Origin of the sequence: Streptomonospora nanhaiensis (assembly GCF_013410565.1) — a bacterium.
Classification (GTDB): domain Bacteria; phylum Actinomycetota; class Actinomycetes; order Streptosporangiales; family Streptosporangiaceae; genus Streptomonospora; species Streptomonospora nanhaiensis.
In genome coordinates this window covers 2,505,222-2,523,104 of the sequence record NZ_JACCFO010000001.1, presented here as the reverse complement: position 1 = coordinate 2,523,104, position 17,883 = coordinate 2,505,222, and the positions used below count along the sequence as shown (strand labels likewise).

Sequence of the window (17,883 nt, the reverse complement as noted above, 5' to 3'; positions counted from 1 at the left end):
GGGGCTGTGACCTCGACCCCCGTCCCGGGCGGGGAAGGCGCGGCTTCTAGGATTCCCCTGACGTCAATGGGGACGGGGGGGGACGATGCCGCCGAAAGGCGTGGTGTCGCTGATCAAGGCTGTCGAGGGGCCCGGCACGAGCCGGGGCGGATCGGGGAGCTGCTGGCGGCGGAGCCCGCGCGGCGGGCGGTGGCGGCGCTCGACGGCGACGAGCGCCGGCGCGGGGCGGTCTTCTCGACGCTGTCGACGATCCTGGTGGAGCTGGTCTACCTGCGGGCGATGGTGCACACGGTGGGCCGCATGGACGGCACCGGCCAGGGGCGGCTGCCCCGGACGGAGCCCATCCGGACGGCCGACTGCACCGACATCTTCGCCAAGCGGATGCATCTGCACGTCCCGCAGGGCGAGGGAATCCCCGTTTACCCCCTCCGGCCGGACCAGGAGCGGTTCCTGCGGACCGTCAACGGCGTCTTCGACGCGGCGCTCACCGAGGTCCTCTTCAACTGGGAGGGACGGGGCGTCTCGATCGCCGATCCCCGGCACCTCTACCACCCCGTGATGGTGGAGATGGGGCGCTACCGCGCCCCCGGCGGCGAGCGGCTGGTGCGGGACACCCTCGTCTCGATGGTGCGCCAGCAGTCCTACAACACCCTCTTCGCGATGGAGCAGCTGGCGGGCCCCTGGGGGCGCATGACGGCGCCGGAGGTCCGGGAGACTCCGGGCGCCCGCAAGGTGGCGGGCGCGGGCGACCTCGCCCTGGCGGTCCTCAACAACGTCCGCGTGATCCGCGGCGCCGCCACCATGCGCGGGCTGGGCGGGCTGTCGGTGGTCGGCGTGCTGAACGGTGTTCCCTCGCGCGGCAGCGGCGTGTACCACTACATGCTCCAGACGCGCGGCGAGGAAGGGCTCGCCGAGTACGTGCGGCGCTGGCGGACGGACCAGGGGCAGGACTTCCGCTCCGGGTTCTTCTCGCGAATCGAGTCCTGGGACAAGGGATTGCCTGTCGTGGACCTGCTGCTGTTCCCCAAGGGCCCGGCTCCCGAGGCGGACAGCGACTCCTGGCGGTACACCGGCGGCCGCTCCGGCCCCTGCCCCGCCCGCGCCTCCGAGCGGTTCCCGGCGCTCGTCGCCGACGCGGTGCGCCCGGTCTGGTCCCGGCTCCAGCGGTTCGCCGACGAGGCCGGACTCTCCGGCCGGGGCCAGACGACCTCACCGGACGGCATGAGCATCGTGGAGCAGGTGGGCTGGACCCTGGTCCACCACCTGCCGAGCCTGGTGGGCGGCCGGACCACCGGGACCGGGCTGACCCTGGCCGCCGACGAACGCCTCACGTTCGTCTCGTTGGGCGAGGCCGCCGCCCGCGCCCACCGCGGCGGCCGCCCCCTCGACGCCCGCCCCCTCCACCTGCCCCCCACCGCCCGGAGCCCCCGCCCTCACAACGACCGCACCCCGCAGCGCGTCAACCTGAGCAAGAACCCCAGACCCACCCGCTAGAGACCCCGCCCGCCCTCTGCCGCGCGCTCGGCCCCAGCGGAGGCCTACTCCGGCAGGACCAGTGCCTGGCGGGTGGTGCGGGGGCCGGAGCGGGTGAGTGCGGTGGGGAGGGCGTCGAGGGGGCCGGCCGGGGTTACCAGGTGGCGGGCTGCCTCGGGGGCATCGGCGAGGAGGGACAGGGCCAGGGGGAAGTCGCCGGGGCCGCGGCGGCAGTGGGAGAAGGAGCCGACCAGGCGGATCGAGCGGCGGAAGAGGTCGCGGAGCGGCGTGGGCAGGGCCACCCCGGGGGCGTAGGCGTTCTGGACGACCACCGTGCCGCCGTCGCGGACCAGGGCGATCGCGGTCTCCAGCGGGGCGGCGTCGCCGCCGCTGGCCGCGTCCACGACGGCGTCGAACGCGCCCTCCCGCGCGGCCGAGCGCGGGCGGAGGGCCGCCGGCAGCACCGCCGCCAGGGCGGGGCCGGGCGCGCGCCCGTCGCGGTGGACGACCGTGGTCCGCCATCCCAGCCGGTGCGCGTACAGGGCGGTGAGCAGGCCCACCGGTCCGGCGCCGACCACGGCCAGGCGCCCGGGCGGGCCCACCGGGGAGCAGCGCAGGCCGTGGACCGCCACCGCCGCCGGGTCGGCGAGCACGGCGTGCAGCGGGTCCACGCCGCGGGGGAGCGGGTGCAGGGCGGACGCGGGCACGGCCACCCGCTCGGCGAACCCGCCCGGCAGGTCCCAGCCCAGGCGGCGCAGGTCCGGGCACAGGTGGGTGTCGCCGGCGGCGCACCGGTCGCACCGGTCGGGCCGCGCGCACGGCACGAGCGGATCGACGGCGGCGGCCTCGCCCGCGGGCGTGGTGCCCACGACCTCGTGGCCGGGCCGCCAGGGCTCCGGCAGCGCGAAGTCCGCAGGCCGCAGCAGCTTGGCGGTGTCGCTCCCGCAGACACCGGTGTGGGTGACCCGGAGCGCCACCTCGCCCGCACCCGGCCGCGCGGCCTCGTCGTCGTGCAGGCCGAGCGCGCCCGCGCGGACCTCCCACGCCCTCATGGCCCTCCCGGACCTCCCGGTTCCTCCGGTCCTCTCGGACTTCTCATGCCGGCATCAGCTCCGCGAGGCGGGCGGGTACGTCCTCGACTCCGGGCAGCACCGGGCCCGGCCACGGGGTCTCGCCGAACACCAGGGCGGCACCGCCCCGGCGGCGCACGGCCACCGGGGTCATCCCCGCCGCCAGCGCGCCGCGCAGTTCGTCGCCGCCGCCGTCGCCCACGTACAGGGTGCGGTGCGCCGGGACGCCCAGGGCGGCGCCGATCCGGCGGTAGAGCAGCGGGTCGGGCTTGACGGCGCCGGCCTCGCAGCTGAACACCGCGGCGTCGGCCAGCGCACTGAGCGGGCCGCGCGGCCACGCCGCGGCGACCTCGGCGGCGGCGTCGCTGAGCACCCCGACCGCCACCCCCCGGCCGCGCAGCGCCTCCAGCGCGGCCCTGACCGGCGGGTCCGGGCGGATCCGCTCCTCGCCCAGGGCGCGCAGCTCCGCCGCCACCGGCGCGACCGCCGATTCCGGCGCCCCGACGGCGGCGGCCAGGTGCGCGGCGAGGGCGTCCAGCCCGGGCAGGGTGCCGTCGTGGCGCGGCCGCCAGGTGCCGGTGAGGTAGTGCTCGACGCGTGCGGGGGCGCATCCGGCCGCCCCGGCCAGCCGGGCCGCCGCGCGGGCGCGCTCCCGGGCGGTGGGCGCGGCCACGAGGGTGCCGAACAGGTCGAAGACGACCGCGCCTGCCGCCGTCACGCGGGCAGGACGACCCGCGCCAGCTTGCGCCCCACCTTGAGGTAGAGGCCGTCGGCGGGGTCGCCCAGCTTCTCCTTGACCACGGCGGCCAGGGGCTGGCGGGCGTCGTCGGCGTCCAGGGTGGTCTGGCGCTGGCCGTCGGGGCCCTCCACCACCAGGCGCAGGCCGTTCTGCTGGGCCACCCGGCGGACGTCGCCGTTGCTCTGCGCGAAGCCCAGGCCCTTGACGACCTCGACCACCGGCCTGCTGAGGTCGGTGACCTCGGGCAGGTCCTCGATGTCGGCGAAGGAGCGGGTGGAGAAGCGGGCGACGAACTCCTCGCGCGCCCGCATGGCGGCGTCGACGCCGTGGATGGCCGCGGTGACCTCGCCGGCCAGGATCTTCTTCAGGTCCATCGGGTGCAGCGAGCCCTGCTCGACCCGCCGGCGCACGATGTCGAGCTCGGGGTCGACCCACTCCGACAGCGCGCGGAAGTAGGGCTCCACCAGGCGGTCGGGCACCGACATGAGCTTGCCGAAGATCTCGCCGGGCGGCGCGGTCAGCGCCACGTAGTTGCCCTTCGACTTGCTCATCTTGGCGCCGGAGCCGTCGGTGCCCTCGATCAGCGAGGTGGCGACCACGAGTTCGGGGGTCTGGCCGCAGATGCTCATGACCTTGCGGCCCATCTGCATGTTGAGGAACTGGTCGATGCCGCCGACCTCGATGTCGCACGCGGTCTCGACCGAGTCCAGCGCCATCACCACCGAGTACAGCAGCTCGGCCATCGACAGGCCCTGGCCGCTCTCCAGGCGGGTGCGGAAGTCCTCGCGCTGCAGCGGCATCGACACCGGGATCTGCGCGGTGATCTCGATGATGCGCGGCAGCGAGACCTGCCGCAGCCAGTCGCCGTTGTGGCGGAAGTCGGCGTGCTCGAAGTCGAAGAACGGGCTGACCTGCTCGCGGTAGGTGGCGAGGTTGCGGGCGATGTCGTCGTCGGTCAGCGGCGGGCGCTCCTCGGTGCGCCCGGAGGGGTCGCCGATCTTGGCGGTGACGTCGCCGACGATGAACACCACCTTGTGGCCCATCCGCTGGAAGCGGCTGAGCAGCAGCATCGGCACGGCGTGGCCCAGGTGGACCTCGGCCCCGGTGGGGTCGATGCCGAACTTGGCGACGAAGGGGCGGTCCTCCTTGCCGGCCTCGACGATGCGCTCGACCAGCGCGTCGGCGGAGGGCTGGAGCTGCTGCACGCGGGCGGCGATCAGCGCCGCCTGCTCGTCGGGAGACAGGTCCGACAGGTCCAGGCTGCGGCGCCGGGTGGTCTCGGCCAGCAGATCGCGCACAACGGCGTCGGCGGCGAGGTCAGCGTCCGCCAACAAGGCCGCGGCCTGGTCAACGGACTGGCTCAGTCGGGTCATCAAGCTCTCCGGATTTCGAGGTCGGACCACTCCATCGTAGTGGCCGCGCGGTCGGCGGACGCTCGCGTCACCGCGGCCACCGGCCGATCAGCTCGACCATGTACTCGGCGAACTCCGCCACCGCCCGCCGCCACGCCTCGCCGTTCTCCCGGCAGCGGACGTGCAGGTCCAGCAGGGTGGCGGCGTCGTAGCGGGGGATCTGGCACATGAGCTGGTAGGTGGCCGACTCCTCCGGCACCGGCGGCTCGGCCATCAGCAGGCGGCGCACCTCACCCGGCGGGGTGGTGACGTCGATGGCCGAGCCGGGGATGCTCTTGCTGAACTTGGGGTGCCCGCCGAACCCCCGCACCATCCGGGTGTAGACCGCGCTGAGGGTGAAGTCCGACCGCAGCGGCACGTGCGCGTCCAGCCGCTCCCGCGTCTGCTGGGCGAAGCGCACGTAGCGGTGCTCGTCCACGCCCAGCAGCACCAGCACCGCGTCGTTGTCCTGGCCCAGCGCCAGGAAGTCGGCGGTCATCAGCGACAGGGCGAGGGAGCGGCGGAAGGTCATGGTGGCGTCGACCAGCCCGCGGGCCGCGAAGTAGGCGTGGTTGTCCTCCTCGGCGGCGTCGAAGTCGTCCTGGGCGACGTAGCGTCCCAGCAGGTACATCACCTCCAGCGCGGGCAGGTAGCCCTCCTGCCGGCGCACGGTCCCGGCGGTGTCGTCGAACCCCAGCCGCAGGCTGTACTCCCGGAACCGCTCGGCCAGGTCGCGCACCTCGCCGTAGGGCTTGGCCTTGCCGTTGTAGGCGTCGAGGTCGCCGAGCACGATCTGGCAGCGCTCGCCGCCGCGCTGCAGCTCCACCATCTTCAGGATGTGGGACACGGTCGCCAGGTGCGGCACGCCCGACATCCCGAACCCGGTGGTGACCACCCGCCGCGCCGCGGGCGCGTCCACGAACCGCTCGCCGTGGTGGTGGCACAGGTAGCGGGCGTTGAGGGTGTCGGCGTCCAGCCCGGCCATCGCGAAGTCGAACTGCCACAGGTCGAACGGCGCGTAGCCGAACTGGTCGAGAACCCTCCGGTAGTAGGACTCGGAGAACAGCACGGCTTCGGTCATGGCGATCTTCCTTCCCGGCCGGCGGCTGCCGCGGCCCGCTCGCGCCGGCGGCGGGCCTCCTCGCGGTGCTCGGCGGCGCGGCGCCGGTAGTCGGCCGCCAGCCCGGCGAGCCGGTCGGCGCCCGCCCACGCCGGCGGGCGCGCGCTGAGCTCGTCCAGGCGGGCGGCCACCTCGGCGCACACGCCGGCCATGTAGTCGGTGAAGACCCCGGGGGTCCGGCGGTCGGTCATGCTCTGCTCGTGCACCCGGTAGCGGGTCAGCGGGGCCGGCAGCACCCGGCCGCGGCCCACGTCGGCCAGCACGTGGAAGAACAGCTCGTTGGTCACGGGGAGCAGGTCGCGCGCGGCGTCGGCGCGCACGGCCAGCGTGCTGGTCGCGCCGCCGGGGTGCAGCCCCGGCCCGAACGGCTCGCCCCGGGCGTCAACCACGTGCTCGGCGTGCTGGATGAACAGCAGGTCGGGGTCTGCCATGTGCGGCGCCAGGGTGCGCAGCTTGTCCGGGGTGAAGGCGTCGTCGGCGTCCAGCGGCACGAACCACCGCCCCGACGCCTCGCGTACCGCCCGGGTGAGCGTGGCCGCGAAGCCCTCGTGGGCCTTCTCGACCACGCGCACCCCGGGGAAGCGCGCGTAGACCTCGCGGCTGCCGTCGGTGGAGCCGTCGTCCACCACCACGACCTCGTCCAGGCGGTAGCCGCCCGGCTCCTGCCCCACGGCGCTGGCCAGCGCCTCGCCCACGTAGCGCCCGTAGTCGTGGTTGAGCAGGACGACCGAGACCGAGGGCGGCGGCGTCACCGGGGCCACGGCCGGTACCCCCGGGGGACGCGGGGCGCGCGCGGCGGGCGGCACGCCCGGTCCGGCGTGCGGCGGGCGGCCCTCACCGGGCGCGCGCTTCCGTGCCGCGGGCTCCGGCCGCCGCGCCCGGCGCGGCCGGGCCCAGGACGACGAGCTGGGTGGTCAGCCCGCCGTCGCGGTCGTCGCTGCGGGTCAGCCCGGCCCGCTCCACCGCCACCGGGAACCCGCCGAGGAACGCGCGGAACTCGTCCTGGGCCCACTCCCGCACGTGGGAGGGGTTGCGCGGCGGGCCCGGGTGCGCGGTGCCCGCCCGCAGGTCGCGCGCGGGCGTCGAGACCACCGCGCACGCGGCGCCCTGGTCCAGCAGCCGGCAGATCAGCCGCATCGCCGGGCGGGGGTCGACCAGGTGCTCCAGCACGTCGGAGCACACCACCACCGAGCGGGCGGCCGTTCCGGGGCTGATCGGCAGCGCCGCGGCGGTCTCCAGGTCGGCCTCCACCCACCGGCCCCGCGGCAGGTTCTCCCGGCACCACGCGATGTTGGGGCCGTAGTCCACCCCCACCAGCTCCAGCCCGGGGTCCTGCTCGCCCAGGGCCGCGAGCTTGCCCGCCCGCCCGCACCCGAGGTCGATGACGGCCGTGCGGCCGTGCTCGCGCGCCAGGTCGAGCACCAGGGGGTAGACGTCGGGCTGCCAGGTGACGCCGTCGTCGTCGGCGTCCACGAAGTACTCCGGCGGCACCCGCTGGGTGTAGCCGGCGCGCAGGCAGTGCAGACCGGGGTCGAGCGTGTCGGATGCCACGGCGGTCACACCCCTCCCGTGGCGGCGAACGCCTCGCTCTTGAGGACGCTGCCGCTGCGCAGCGCGTCCTCGGCCAGCTCCCGCCCCTCCACCAGCGTGTCCGCCAGGCCGGCGCGCACCAGCAGGAAGGCGCTGTTGACCGCGACCAGGGCCCGGTGGCCCTCCAGGCCGCCGCCGGCCAGCAGTTCGGCGGTGCGGTCGGCGGCCTCGGCCGGACCGCACGGCGCGGCGGGGGCCGCCTCGACCGCGCCGACGGCGACCTCCGTCCCCAGCGCGCGGACCTCCACCGGGCCGGCGGCGCCGCCGCGCACCGCGCAGGCGTGCAGGTCGCCCGCCAGGCCGATCTCGTCCAGGTAGTGGCCGCTGGGCAGCCGCGTGCTCACCACCTCCACCTCGCCCATGCCGAAGCGCCGCAGCACCTCGGCGGCGACGTCCACGCGCGGGTGGGCCAGGCCGAACACGGTGACGTCGCCGCGCACCGGGCTGGCCAGCGGCGCGAGCCCGAAGGAGAAGGGGTTGGGCGCGTGGAACCGGCCGCCGTAGACGCTGTCCAGGGCGGGGATCTCCGGCTCCACCGCGACGAAGGCGAACCGGCGGGCGGCCATGTCGGCGCGCACCTCGTCCGCCGTCCGCGCCTCGCGCAGCCCGAGCGCGCGGACGAGGTCGCGCGAGCCCAGCGCCGAGGAGGTCGCCGCCGAGCCCACCTTGATCACGCGGGCGCCCACGGCCGCGGCGACCAGCGCCGCGGGGGTGGAGATGTTGGGCGTGCGGAACCCCTTCTTGCCGCTGCCGGCCAGCAGCAGCACCGGGTGGGGCCCCTCGCCGCCGACGTGCTCCTGGGGTGCCCGCGCGTCCATCGCCAGCGCGCTGCGCAGCAGCGCCTCCACCTCGTCGGCGACCGGGCCGCGCACGGTCACGGCGGTCAGGATCGAGCCGAAGACCACGTCCCGGGTGGGAGCCGGCAGGTCGCGGATGGCGTCGCAGGCCGCCCCGAGTTCGGCTGGGCGCACGTCATCGCCCACGGATATCCGGCGCAGCACCGAGCGGATGGGTGCGGGGAGGTCGTGCGGCCGGGCGGCCGGTGCGCCGCGCCCCTCCGCACCCCTGCTGCGGCCCGGAACTGGCGACGCGAGTTTCTGTGTGTCGGGACTCAACGGCGACGATCCCCCTTTGGAACTAATCACTGTAGACGCGCTGGTGGGCAGCGAGGATCTGCTGGTGCTCGGTGCGTCGGTAGTCGATGAAGTCCCGGTTCAGGGGGCGTGGTTCATCGGACCGCGCGGCCGCGGAGCCCGCGGCGACGCGCTGGTGTGCTCGGTCCAGGGCGGCGACGAAGCGCTCGCCGAACGTGTAGGGGTTGCCGTTCGTCCAGTCGAACCACTCGGGTTCGGCGACCAGGCCCCGGTGCCGTTCCGCCTGCTCGGGCAGGTGCCCCACCGAGGAGGCGACGGCCAGCATGCCCAGGTCGAAGGCCAGCTCCAGCTGCCCGGAGTGGGTCGCCCACAGGTAGGGCAGCAGCAGCGCGTCCGCCGCCAGGGCGGCCTCCACCACCTCCCGGTCGGTGGGGTAGGGCCGCATCGTCGTGATGACGCGGCGGTCGGCGCGGGCGGCGTCGAGCAGGCGGAGGACGACGCCGTCGGAGGCGCGCAGCTCCACGGGACTCAACCCGCGCACCAGCAGCTCCAGCCGGCTGTCGGGGTCGGTGGTGGACAGGCTCCAGTTGAGCAGCGCGGCGAGCTGGTCGCGGTTGGCGCGCATGGAGCCGTACAGCAGGAACCGCGGCGCCGGGTTCGCCCGGGGCGGCGGGCCCGCCCCGAGCGAGTCGGGGTCCACGACGTACCCGTGGGGGATCACCGCCGCCTCGACCTCGCGCCCCAGGATGCCGCCCAGCTCCGTCCGGGAGCCCCGGGTCAGGCAGATCCACGCCGCGCCCGCGGCGTCGACCACCCGCAGCCGCTTGTGGAGGCCGCTGTCGTCGCCGAACATCGCCCGCAGGTCGTGCGCGGTGCACACCACCCTGGTCCGGGCCGCGCCGCACGCGTCCAGCAGCCGCTCCAGGTCGGCGGGGTCCTCGAACTCGATGTGGTGCAGGTGCAGGACGTCGAACCAGGTGAAGGGGCGGTGGTCGAGCAGCCAGGCGGCGCTGACGTCGACGGGGACCACCGCGCCGGCGGCGTCGGTGCCGTTGACGGTGCGAAAGCCCGCCGCGCGCAGCTTGCGGACGTAGGGGGTTCGGGCGGGAAGGTGGACGACGCGCAGCGCGCCGCCCGCGGACGACGTGTTCACCGGTCGGCTCCCGCTAGTTGGTTCTTCCGGCGGCCTCTTCGGAGGAGCGCAGCTGCCCGCAGCCGCCCCCGACGTCGGTCCCGATGCTCTCCCAGACGTAGGTGGGCAGCCCGTGGCCCCGGCACAGCTCGGCGAACGCCTGGATCGTGGCGTCGTCGACCGGCCGCAGACCGGTGCCCTCCACCGGGTTGTAGTGGGAGAGCTTGACCCGGAAGCGGGGGTCGCCGGAGATCATGGCGGCCAGCTGCCCGGCGGCCTCGGGGGAGTCGTTCACACCGTCGAACAGCAGGTAGTTGATGTTGACGACGGTGTTCTTGACGTCGGCGTAGTGGCGCAGCGCGACAAAGAGTTCGTCGATGGCCGTGTGCGACTTGGTCGGGATGAGCCGCTCCCGGACCTCGTCGGTGGTGCCGTGCAGCGAGATCTGCAGCTGGACCGGGATGCCGAACTCCGCGAGCTGGTAGATCTTCCGCGCGATTCCGATGCTCGACAGGCTGAAGTGGACGTCGCACTGATCCCCGTAGGCGCCGAGCAGCGCCTCGCACGCCTCCCGCACCCGGGGCAGGTTGTGCAGCGGCTCGCCCATACCCATAAACGACACGTCGAACGAGCGGGGAAGGGCGTCGAGTCCGGCGAGGGTCTGGTGGACCTGGCCGGTGATCTCCTCGGTGGTGAGGTTGCGCAGCAGGCCGTTCTTTCCGGTCGCGCAGAAGGTGCAGCGCACCGCGCAGCCCACCTGGCTGGAAATGCACATCGACGGGCCGGCGGCCCCGCGGTTCATCAACGGAAGATAGACGCTCTCCACGGTCTGGCCGTCGGAGAGCTGCCAGAGGTACTTCAGGGTGCCGTCGTCGGATTCGAGGACCTTGACAGGCCGAATTGCCGTTCCCTCGCTCAAGTTTCTCCTTAAGGGCAGCGGATGGGGCAAACGACGTTCTCAGGCTGACTCGCGGGGCGGTGCGAAAGGCGCGTGCTCATTCGCCCCCGGCGGGGTCATAACGGCGAAGACTCGCCTTGATATCCTCTGCGTGCGGACCCTTGAACCACTGCACCGGTTCGACAACGGTGGCAGGGGCGCCAGACGGTACCACGACCGCGCGGCCCCGTGGAAGGGCGCTCAGCGTGGCCACGTCCAGGGTCTTCTCCTTTTGGATCTGGGTCGACCGCTGGCGGCGGCCCGAATCGATCAGACCGTCCTTGCTGATGCTGGACGAATAGAAAACCCGGTCGTAATTCCCGATCACCTCCGACAGTTCTCCGAGGAAACCGGCGTCGGCCACGCCGCCGCCGTAGACGCGGATGTTCGAGGAGTCCCAGAGCTTGCGCATTCCGGGTTCGCCCCACACCTCCACGCCCTGGGACCAGCTCTGCAGGTGCGTGCGCACGACCGCGCCCCGCGACCCGAAGTGGCTGTAGAGGTTGGGCAGCTCCTGGATGCGGCACACGTTCGCGGCCTCGTCCAGCTCCGCCAGCAGCGGGGGGTCCAGGCGGCCGCCGGGCAGGTTCACCGACTTGTGGACGGCGGCCTCCAGCGTGTCGTGGGTCAGCGCGGCGACCAGCGGCGACGCGCTGCCCTCGCCCTCCATGCTGAGCATGTACAGCGTGTCGCGGCTGCTGATGAACGCCTCGGGGTCGAACTCGGGGAGGTCGCCCGAGCGCGGCGGGGTCACCCAGCGCAGCACGCGGGGGTCCTCCAGGCACCGCAGCAGCTTCATGGCCGAGCCGTAGATGCCCTCGCGCCACTGCTCGGGGAACTGGATGAGCGTCTCCAGCTTCATCGACACCAGGTCGTCCTCGGAGGACTTCTCCAGCAGCAGTTCCAGGGGCTCGGTGCTGCGCTGGGCCAGCCAGCGGTACACGTCGCGCAGCGTGGAGCCCGACCGCGCGGCGGTCAGGAACAGGTAGGCCAGCAGGTTGTCGCCTTCGAGGTCGAAGTGGTGCAGCTGGGTGTTGACCGGGCGGGTGCTGGTCACGAAGTGGGTGACCAGCGTGGCCGCCTCCCGGGTCCCCTTGATCGCGCGCAGCGGGTTGAACCAGAACTCCGGCTCCTGGTCGGCGACCCCCTGGGGGTCGAACACCCAGCAGCGGCCGACCTTCGCGCGGACCCCGCGGGTGGCGTCGTGCACGTCGCGCTTGTTGCTCGTGGCCACGACCGGCCCGGGGGCGTCGATGATCGCGGGGATGACGTAGGCGGAGGACTTGAACCGCCGCGGCCCCGCGATCATCAGGAAGGTGTCCTCCCAGCTGCTGCGCAGCGGAATTCCGTGCGGCACGGTATTGCCGAGGTAAATGCCGTGGTCGGAGGGATCGGAACTGATGCCCATCTTGCGGAGCCGGGCGGCCGAGGCCGCCACGCCCTTGGGGCTCAGCGCCGCGAGGTCCTCGGGAGTGGACAGGTGCCGGGCCATGCGGTCGACCTTGTGCTTCCGGGTGCGGCGCGCGAACACCCGGATACCGGCGAATCCGCCCGCGGCCAGGCCGGCGGTTATCAGGACCAGGGAAACCGTCGAAACCGCCCCCGGCCAATCCCGTTCGCCGAGAACGAGGTCGACGAGGTAGAAAAGCGGGTTGGGCGGAAACTCCTCACCGCGCGCGACCTCGCCGATCGCCCCGGAACCCCACACCGCCAAGATCACCAGGAAGACGAACAGACCCATGAAGAAGAGTTCCCAGGACTCGTCGTCGCGTGGGCGCCCCGGATCTGCGTTAGTCATGCCTTCCTCTTTCTCCAGCACGACCGGGCGCCTTGGAGGAGCCGGGCCGCGAGCGCACCGCAGAGGCTACTAGCTTGATCAATTTTTTTAAAGGGTCGGTTTTCGCAGGTCATGACGGAGAGACGCCCTTCTCCAATGATCATTTCCGGCTGTGAGTCCGCTCCTGGAGGGCAAATGAAACCGCTGGTGGGCTGGTCTTTTCGGCAGCGCACCTCAGACGCGGGGACCGGTGCCCCCGGTTCGCCCGGGTCCGGGTTTGGCCACGATAGGCCAACCGTGCGCATAAACGATCTTGAAGCCGCCGGAGGTCCGGCCGGAACCGGCCGGGCACGGCCGGACCGCCGCACCCCAAACCGGTTTGCCTCCCTTTCCGATTCCACGCGGAAATGATCGGCGTCGCCGCAGGTGAATTGCTGCGAGAGGGCGAAACGGCGCGGCGCGGTGTCCGCCGGCCGGCGCGGCCGGCCCCGGCCGAGCGGACGGACCGCGAAGGCGGCCCGGACACCACGCCCCCCGTCGGCGCGGCGGCGACACCCTCGGCGGCCGCCGGCAGCGGGCGCACAAAAAAACCGGGGACCCGGCGGAACGCCTGGTCACCCGGTCTGCGGGATGCTGCTGTGCGGTGCCCCCTGCAGGATTCGAACCTGCGCACACGGCTCCGGAGTGCGTGAACGGCAAACGCCATGACCAGCACAAACGCCCGCCGTCAGTGCCATGCTGGCCACCACCCGACCACAGGGCTCCCATAGAGGGCTCATTCGAGAGCTCCCGTCGCTGGGGCTAAGGCTGTGTCGCTAGCCATCGGGGGGTCTCGTTTGGAGATTAAGAAGGTATCAGTGTCCGCAGCGTCCGCACTGCCCTTGAAACCGGGATTGACCTGCGCGGACGCTGCGGACACTGAGTGCGGACACTGTTCTGCCCTAGCGTCCGCAGGGTCCGCAAGATCAACCGCCAGCGCGCTGGCCCTGAGACGAACAGGGATCCCCTCGCTACCACCTCACTGCCTAGGCCCTCCTAGCACATACGGCACCCGTTCCGCCCTCCCTTGCCCAGATTTGGCCAATCCGTTCCGCCGTTGGCACACAGTGCTCACAATGGCAACGCATCACTGTGGGCTCTCGTCCGTTCCGCTACGTCGGCCTAAGCGACAGGCGCGCAAGCTAGGAGCGAGGGGAGACGTCGTGACCAGGAAAGGCGGATGGTAGGTGCCTCCACGCTTCACACGGCACCTACGGGAGCGCTTGCAGGCGAGGCAGATAGCGGAAGACGACGTCAGCGCCATCATCGCTCGTCCAGCGAGGGAAGAGCATGACCCCACGAACCACTCCTACAAGTTGTACGGCTGGACGACCGAAGGGCGGTGGATCTACGTCGCGGTCACAGAAGACTCCTGGAGGACCGAGCATCCTGTCGTGAAGACCGCAGTGGAAGTATCGTGAGAGGCATGGCCGAGGTACCCAGCGTCTCGATCGATCCCGAAGCGGACGCCGCCTACCTCACCCTGGTCGAGGCGCCCGTGGCACGCAGTGTCGACCATGGTTCCTTCGTCGTGGACCAGGACGCCGACGGGCGAGTTGTCGGAGTGGAGTTCTTGACACTGCGGCACGGGTTGCATACTGAAGAAGTTTTGGATGCGATCGCATCGGCTGGCCCGGGGACGCGCAAGACCGAGAATCTCCTAGCCAAGCGCGTTCTTCCCGTAATAGAGACGTTTCTGTCTGCTGGGAAAAAAGCATTTCGCTCATCATCTGCAATGGCGCCTCTGGATGATGTTCGATTCCTGACGGTCGGTGAAGTCGCCACCATTATGCGGGTCTCAAAAATGACCATTTATCGAATGGTGCACGCAGGAATAATCCCCGCAATTCGAGTGGGTCGTTCTTACCGGATACCGGAACGCGCAGTGCATGCGTATCTGACTGAAACGCTTGAACATCAGGACCATAAAGGCGAAGGTCTCTAAATATCATAATCCGCTCAAGGGAGAAGCGGTGTGCCCCCCAATGGCTAGCATCCTGTTCAGACGTCTTTGTCAGGTACCCTCGACGTGTGGCAGTGATGAACAGCAACGATGCCCTCACGGAGCATGAAGCGTGGCTCGTGCTCAAAGCTGCATGCCGACACGGCGGCCTTGCTTCGGATGGAGCCGAACTGGTCCGCATCGGCTCAAATGCGGTCTATCGACTTCGTGAGCAACCGGTCATCGTACGGATCTCCCGCGACGGTGCTCTCGAAGATGTGCGCCGTCAGGTAAACGTCGCCCGGTGGTTGGTGGGCGAGGGCTACCCGGCCACCCGCGCACTGGATCTTGAGCAACCGATCGTGGTGCGCGGACGTGCGGTGACCTTTTGGGAGTCCGCCTCTGAGCGCACCGACTATGCCTCACTCGAACAAGTCGGCCGTCTGCTGCGGTGGCTTCACCGCCTAACATCGCCCAAAGACCTCGCGCTCCCCGAGAAGTGTCCCTTCGACGACGACATCGGCGACCGCCTCGCCTACTTGGAAGGGCTTCCGGCCGCCGACGCCGGCTATTTGCGCGAGCGGCTCGCCGACGTCCAGCTGCGCTACGCAGCCCTCGACTTCGTGCTCACGCCCGGCGTAATCCACGGTGACGCGAACATTGGCAATGTGATCCTTGACCGGGCTGGCGAGCCAGTTCTCATTGACCTTGACGGCTTCTGCACCGGCCCTCGAGAGTGGGATCTCGTACAAACCGCGCTCTTCTACGAGCGGTTCGGGTGGCACACAGCAGGCGAATACCGACAGTTCGTCGACGCCTACGGGTTCGACATAATGGACTGGCCTGGCTACCCCGTGCTCGCCGACTACCGCGAAATTGCGATGACGCTCTGGCTGTGCGGCAAGGCCCAATGGGACCAAGAAGCCGCGGCCGAGGTCACCAAACGCGTGTCGTCGATGCGGGACGGCGGCGACCGCCGGGACTGGGAGCCGTTCTAGCCGGTGTTCTCGGCTTTCCAGAGCCGTGCTGTACGGGCTTGCTCGGCGAAGTCCCGCACGACAGGGCTGTCGCCGACACGCTTGAGGCGTTGGCGGAATTCGTCGACGTAGACCCGGCAGCGGGCGGATTTGAGGTTCTCGCCGATCTCCAGGCCGGTCAGCGCGACGCGGCAGGCTTCCTCCGCCTCGCCCTGATCCAGGTAAGAATCGGCGAGGACCATCGTGGCGAAAAAATCACTGCGGAGATACCCGTTGCCGCCGAGTGACTGCTCAGCATAGGCGCTGGCATCCACCGGCCGACCGAGGTCCCGGTTGCAGTGACCGAGTTCTGCCGCGAGCTCCGCGTCATCGAAGTAACCGAACCAGTCCGCCGGATCATTGTCCGGGTCGCGCCGCTCGAATTCGCGCACGGCCGCCGCCATAGCCCGGTCGCAGTCGGCGCGCTCACCAAGGCGTGCCAGCGCGCGCGCCTCCATGGCGTAAAAGTGCGCCTGAGCACTGGGTGAGCCAGCTGCCTCGGTCCCCATCCTCGCGGTCCTGGCGAGGTTCGCCGCCTCACGGAAATTACCCAGAAAGGTGGCCTGGTGGCTCATGGCATCCAGAATGCTGGCGGCCCGAAGGTTCTCCCCCGTCGCTTCAGCAAGCTTTAGAGCCTGGATGAAATACCGTTGGGCAAGCCCATGCACACCAGCGTCATAGGTCATCCAGGCGCCGAGGAGTACGGCTTCAGAGGCAACACGGAAAAGCTTTTTCCCAACCTCATCGGAATAGGATCCGCGCAGTAGGACGGCGAGGTCCGACCGCAGGAACTCGATAAGGGAGCGGCGCGCATGCCCCCCGCCATGCCGACCGTCGAGTTGGTCGAACATGTCGACGGTGCTGCGGATGCCCGTGATATCGGATTCGCCGACTCGCCGACTTCCCGTGCCGTTGGCTACCCCACTCCGAGTCGCGACAAGCCACGAAAGCGCCGCTTCATTCCACGCCCCCACGTGCACCGGCGCGGCGCGCAGCACGTACGCCCGGTCATGGTCGGCCTGCCAGAGTTGAGTGACGGCTGCGACGCTGTCCGCTGGCGAGTCCGGATAGCGGAGACCGAGATGGGGATCCAGCTTCTCGGTCCCGCCGAACCCTAATTCGTCCTGCCCCACAGTGCGGCCCAGGCGCTCTTCAAGGGCAGTAGCAATGGCCTGGCGAGTTGCCGGGTCTCGTGGCACCACGCCGTCAAGCCAGCGCTTGACATAAGTGTGCGTGTACGAGCGGTTGCCGTGCCTGCTCACCGCTCGGGCGAACACCTTCGCCCCGACTGATCCGTCGTCCTTGAGGAATCCGGCCTGGCGCATTAGCGCAGCGAGGTGCCCGTTTCCCCCCACCTTGACCACCGTTTCACGTCAAGCACTGGATCCTGAGTGTTCAAGTGTGCCCCCGTCTGTGCCCTGTTGACTAGGCGATTCGCGGACAAGACTCGGTTGTGCGTCGGCGGACAACGCCGACTGTGCTGATCAGTCAGACCTGACGCGGAGGTACAAAATGATCCCCCAGCCCAAGAAGATCTGGCCGGCGGCGGCCATGATCGTATTTGTCCTGTTTGTGGTGCAGTCGCCCGAGGCTGCCGCGAGAATCGTGAGCGGCACCTTTGGTCTGCTGTCGACGGCGGCAGACGCGGTAGGTGTGTTCGTGGAGACGCTATGAGTCGCGCACCGACCCAATGGAGCGCTCCAGAGCTTCCACGCGCCGTCGGAGGTCGGCAACCTCGCTGCGCAGATCTCCCGTGGGGCCGCCCGCAGCCGATGATGACAGCCCGACCTCGCCGTCCGCTACGGCGCGGAGATGGTCGTCAGGTAGGCCAAGCGCACGGGATACGGCGCTGAGGATCGCATCCGAGCGCTCCTGGGCGACTCCCTTTTGAATCTTGCGCAGGGTCGCAACGGACACCCGCGACCGCCTGGCTAGCTCCTTCTGCGTCAGTCCCAGTTCGCGAAGCCGCCGGTTCACAGCGTCCGCCACTGCCGCCCAATCCCTCACAGCACGCTCCATCCGACCTGTGGGTTGACCTCACCAACCTTAGTGAAGCTCGAAGCGCTATTGACAGCGCTACTAGTAGCGCTTTTAATAGCGCTACAGGCACTGCGGGTGCCCGCCGAAGCCGGTACTCACTTCCGGCCGGAGCCCTTTGACAACTTCACAGCGTGCCTAGCCCTGGCCCTATCCCCAGCTCCCACGGGACGGCTACCAGGGAAGTCGTGGTCCACCTCGGGACCGTCCTTGCCGATGCTCACGTCAGCCGGCGGACCGCTCCCGACGTGTATGGGCCGCGCCACCGCGTCCGTGTGACGCCGATCCGCCCCCGATGCGGGGGCGGCGTCGGGGCCGCACGGCCCGCACGAACCGCATCACCAAGGAGCTCCGATGAACAGTGCCACCGCTCTTCGCCCGGACCAGCGCGTGATCCACGTCGACATGGGCGAGGTCGTCGTCACCCGCGTCGAGGGCGACCGCGTCACCGTCGCCGACGAGACCGGCGACACCGTCCAGGTGCCCGCCGACGAGATCTGCTGACCGCCGCACACCAACCCGAGCG

18 protein-coding genes and 1 pseudogene are annotated in these 17,883 nt (G+C 70.9%); 7 read left to right on the top strand and 12 right to left on the bottom strand.

Annotated features, from left to right (window positions below):
* The first annotated feature begins 189 nt into the window (after positions 1 to 189).
* A complete protein-coding gene (locus tag HNR12_RS10910; protein ID WP_179767385.1) occupies positions 190 to 1,494 on the top strand; it encodes a hypothetical protein in 1,305 nt (434 codons plus the stop codon).
* Positions 1,495 to 1,538: 44 nt separating this feature from the next.
* Here the strand turns inward: HNR12_RS10910 and HNR12_RS10905 are convergent, their stop codons facing one another.
* From HNR12_RS10905 to HNR12_RS10860, 10 genes are all read right to left on the bottom strand, one after another.
* Complete coding sequence (locus tag HNR12_RS10905) at positions 1,539 to 2,525, bottom strand: zinc-dependent alcohol dehydrogenase (RefSeq protein ID WP_179767384.1); 987 nt, start codon at positions 2,523 to 2,525, stop codon at positions 1,539 to 1,541.
* Between the two features lie 43 nt (positions 2,526 to 2,568).
* Complete coding sequence (locus HNR12_RS10900; protein ID WP_179767383.1) at positions 2,569 to 3,261, bottom strand: HAD family hydrolase; 693 nt, start codon at positions 3,259 to 3,261, stop codon at positions 2,569 to 2,571.
* The gene (tyrS, locus tag HNR12_RS10895) at positions 3,258 to 4,655 is read right to left on the bottom strand and encodes a tyrosine--tRNA ligase (RefSeq protein ID WP_179767382.1); all 1,398 of its coding nucleotides are present in this window, start codon (positions 4,653 to 4,655) and stop codon (positions 3,258 to 3,260) included. Before tyrS ends, HNR12_RS10900 begins: the two co-directional genes overlap by 4 nt.
* Positions 4,656 to 4,722: 67 nt before the next feature.
* Positions 4,723 to 5,754: a hypothetical protein gene (locus HNR12_RS10890; protein WP_179767381.1), complete on the bottom strand. Its 1,032-nt coding sequence runs from the start codon at positions 5,752 to 5,754 to the stop codon at positions 4,723 to 4,725.
* A complete protein-coding gene (locus HNR12_RS10885; RefSeq protein WP_179767380.1) occupies positions 5,751 to 6,554 on the bottom strand; it encodes a glycosyltransferase family 2 protein in 804 nt (267 codons plus the stop codon). The genes HNR12_RS10890 and HNR12_RS10885 overlap by 4 nt, the downstream gene beginning before the upstream one ends.
* 73 nt (positions 6,555 to 6,627) lie before the next feature.
* On the bottom strand, positions 6,628 to 7,344 hold the full coding sequence (locus tag HNR12_RS10880; protein ID WP_179767379.1) for a class I SAM-dependent methyltransferase: 717 nt from the start codon (positions 7,342 to 7,344) through the stop codon (positions 6,628 to 6,630).
* Between the two features lie 5 nt (positions 7,345 to 7,349).
* The gene (locus tag HNR12_RS10875; protein ID WP_179767378.1) at positions 7,350 to 8,366 is read right to left on the bottom strand and encodes a hypothetical protein; all 1,017 of its coding nucleotides are present in this window, start codon (positions 8,364 to 8,366) and stop codon (positions 7,350 to 7,352) included.
* A 154-nt stretch (positions 8,367 to 8,520) separates the two neighbouring features.
* Positions 8,521 to 9,630 carry a hypothetical protein gene (locus tag HNR12_RS10870; protein WP_217782395.1) on the bottom strand — a complete coding sequence of 370 codons (1,110 nt, stop codon included), beginning with the start codon at positions 9,628 to 9,630 and terminating at the stop codon, positions 8,521 to 8,523.
* Between the two features lie 13 nt (positions 9,631 to 9,643).
* The gene (locus tag HNR12_RS10865) at positions 9,644 to 10,528 is read right to left on the bottom strand and encodes a 23S rRNA (adenine(2503)-C(2))-methyltransferase RlmN (RefSeq protein ID WP_179767377.1); all 885 of its coding nucleotides are present in this window, start codon (positions 10,526 to 10,528) and stop codon (positions 9,644 to 9,646) included.
* Positions 10,529 to 10,604: 76 nt separating this feature from the next.
* The gene (locus HNR12_RS10860) at positions 10,605 to 12,344 is read right to left on the bottom strand and encodes a type IV secretory system conjugative DNA transfer family protein (RefSeq protein ID WP_179767376.1); all 1,740 of its coding nucleotides are present in this window, start codon (positions 12,342 to 12,344) and stop codon (positions 10,605 to 10,607) included.
* Between the two features lie 1,205 nt (positions 12,345 to 13,549).
* On the opposite strand from HNR12_RS10860, the gene HNR12_RS10855 reads away from it, so the two are divergent.
* The 4 genes and pseudogenes from HNR12_RS10855 to HNR12_RS10845 all read left to right on the top strand — a co-directional run bounded on the left by HNR12_RS10855 (position 13,550) and on the right by HNR12_RS10845 (position 15,302).
* Positions 13,550 to 13,783 carry a DUF4258 domain-containing protein gene (locus tag HNR12_RS10855; RefSeq protein ID WP_179767375.1) on the top strand — a complete coding sequence of 78 codons (234 nt, stop codon included), beginning with the start codon at positions 13,550 to 13,552 and terminating at the stop codon, positions 13,781 to 13,783.
* A 5-nt stretch (positions 13,784 to 13,788) separates the two neighbouring features.
* Positions 13,789 to 13,926: pseudogene (locus HNR12_RS28415) on the top strand (DUF2283 domain-containing protein); the annotation flags it as partial.
* Positions 13,927 to 14,097: 171 nt separating this feature from the next.
* Complete coding sequence (locus HNR12_RS28410; protein ID WP_246425434.1) at positions 14,098 to 14,307, top strand: helix-turn-helix domain-containing protein; 210 nt, start codon at positions 14,098 to 14,100, stop codon at positions 14,305 to 14,307.
* Between the two features lie 95 nt (positions 14,308 to 14,402).
* On the top strand, positions 14,403 to 15,302 hold the full coding sequence (locus HNR12_RS10845; protein WP_179770540.1) for an aminoglycoside phosphotransferase family protein: 900 nt from the start codon (positions 14,403 to 14,405) through the stop codon (positions 15,300 to 15,302).
* On the opposite strand, the gene HNR12_RS10840 is transcribed toward HNR12_RS10845, so the two are convergent.
* On the bottom strand, positions 15,299 to 16,684 hold the full coding sequence (locus HNR12_RS10840; RefSeq protein ID WP_218901909.1) for a hypothetical protein: 1,386 nt from the start codon (positions 16,682 to 16,684) through the stop codon (positions 15,299 to 15,301). The two genes, HNR12_RS10845 and HNR12_RS10840, sit on opposite strands and share 4 nt — an antisense overlap.
* 148 nt (positions 16,685 to 16,832) lie before the next feature.
* Between HNR12_RS10840 and HNR12_RS10835 the strand changes: the two genes are divergently transcribed.
* The gene (locus tag HNR12_RS10835) at positions 16,833 to 16,994 is read left to right on the top strand and encodes a hypothetical protein (protein ID WP_179767373.1); all 162 of its coding nucleotides are present in this window, start codon (positions 16,833 to 16,835) and stop codon (positions 16,992 to 16,994) included.
* Here HNR12_RS10835 and HNR12_RS29750 read toward each other — a convergent pair.
* On the bottom strand, positions 16,989 to 17,339 hold the full coding sequence (locus HNR12_RS29750; RefSeq protein ID WP_179767372.1) for a helix-turn-helix domain-containing protein: 351 nt from the start codon (positions 17,337 to 17,339) through the stop codon (positions 16,989 to 16,991). The two genes, HNR12_RS10835 and HNR12_RS29750, sit on opposite strands and share 6 nt — an antisense overlap.
* A 372-nt stretch (positions 17,340 to 17,711) precedes the next feature.
* On the opposite strand from HNR12_RS29750, the gene HNR12_RS10825 reads away from it, so the two are divergent.
* Entirely contained in the window at positions 17,712 to 17,861 is a 150-nt protein-coding gene (locus HNR12_RS10825; RefSeq protein WP_179767371.1) for a hypothetical protein, read from the top strand.
* Positions 17,862 to 17,883 lie beyond the last annotated feature (22 nt).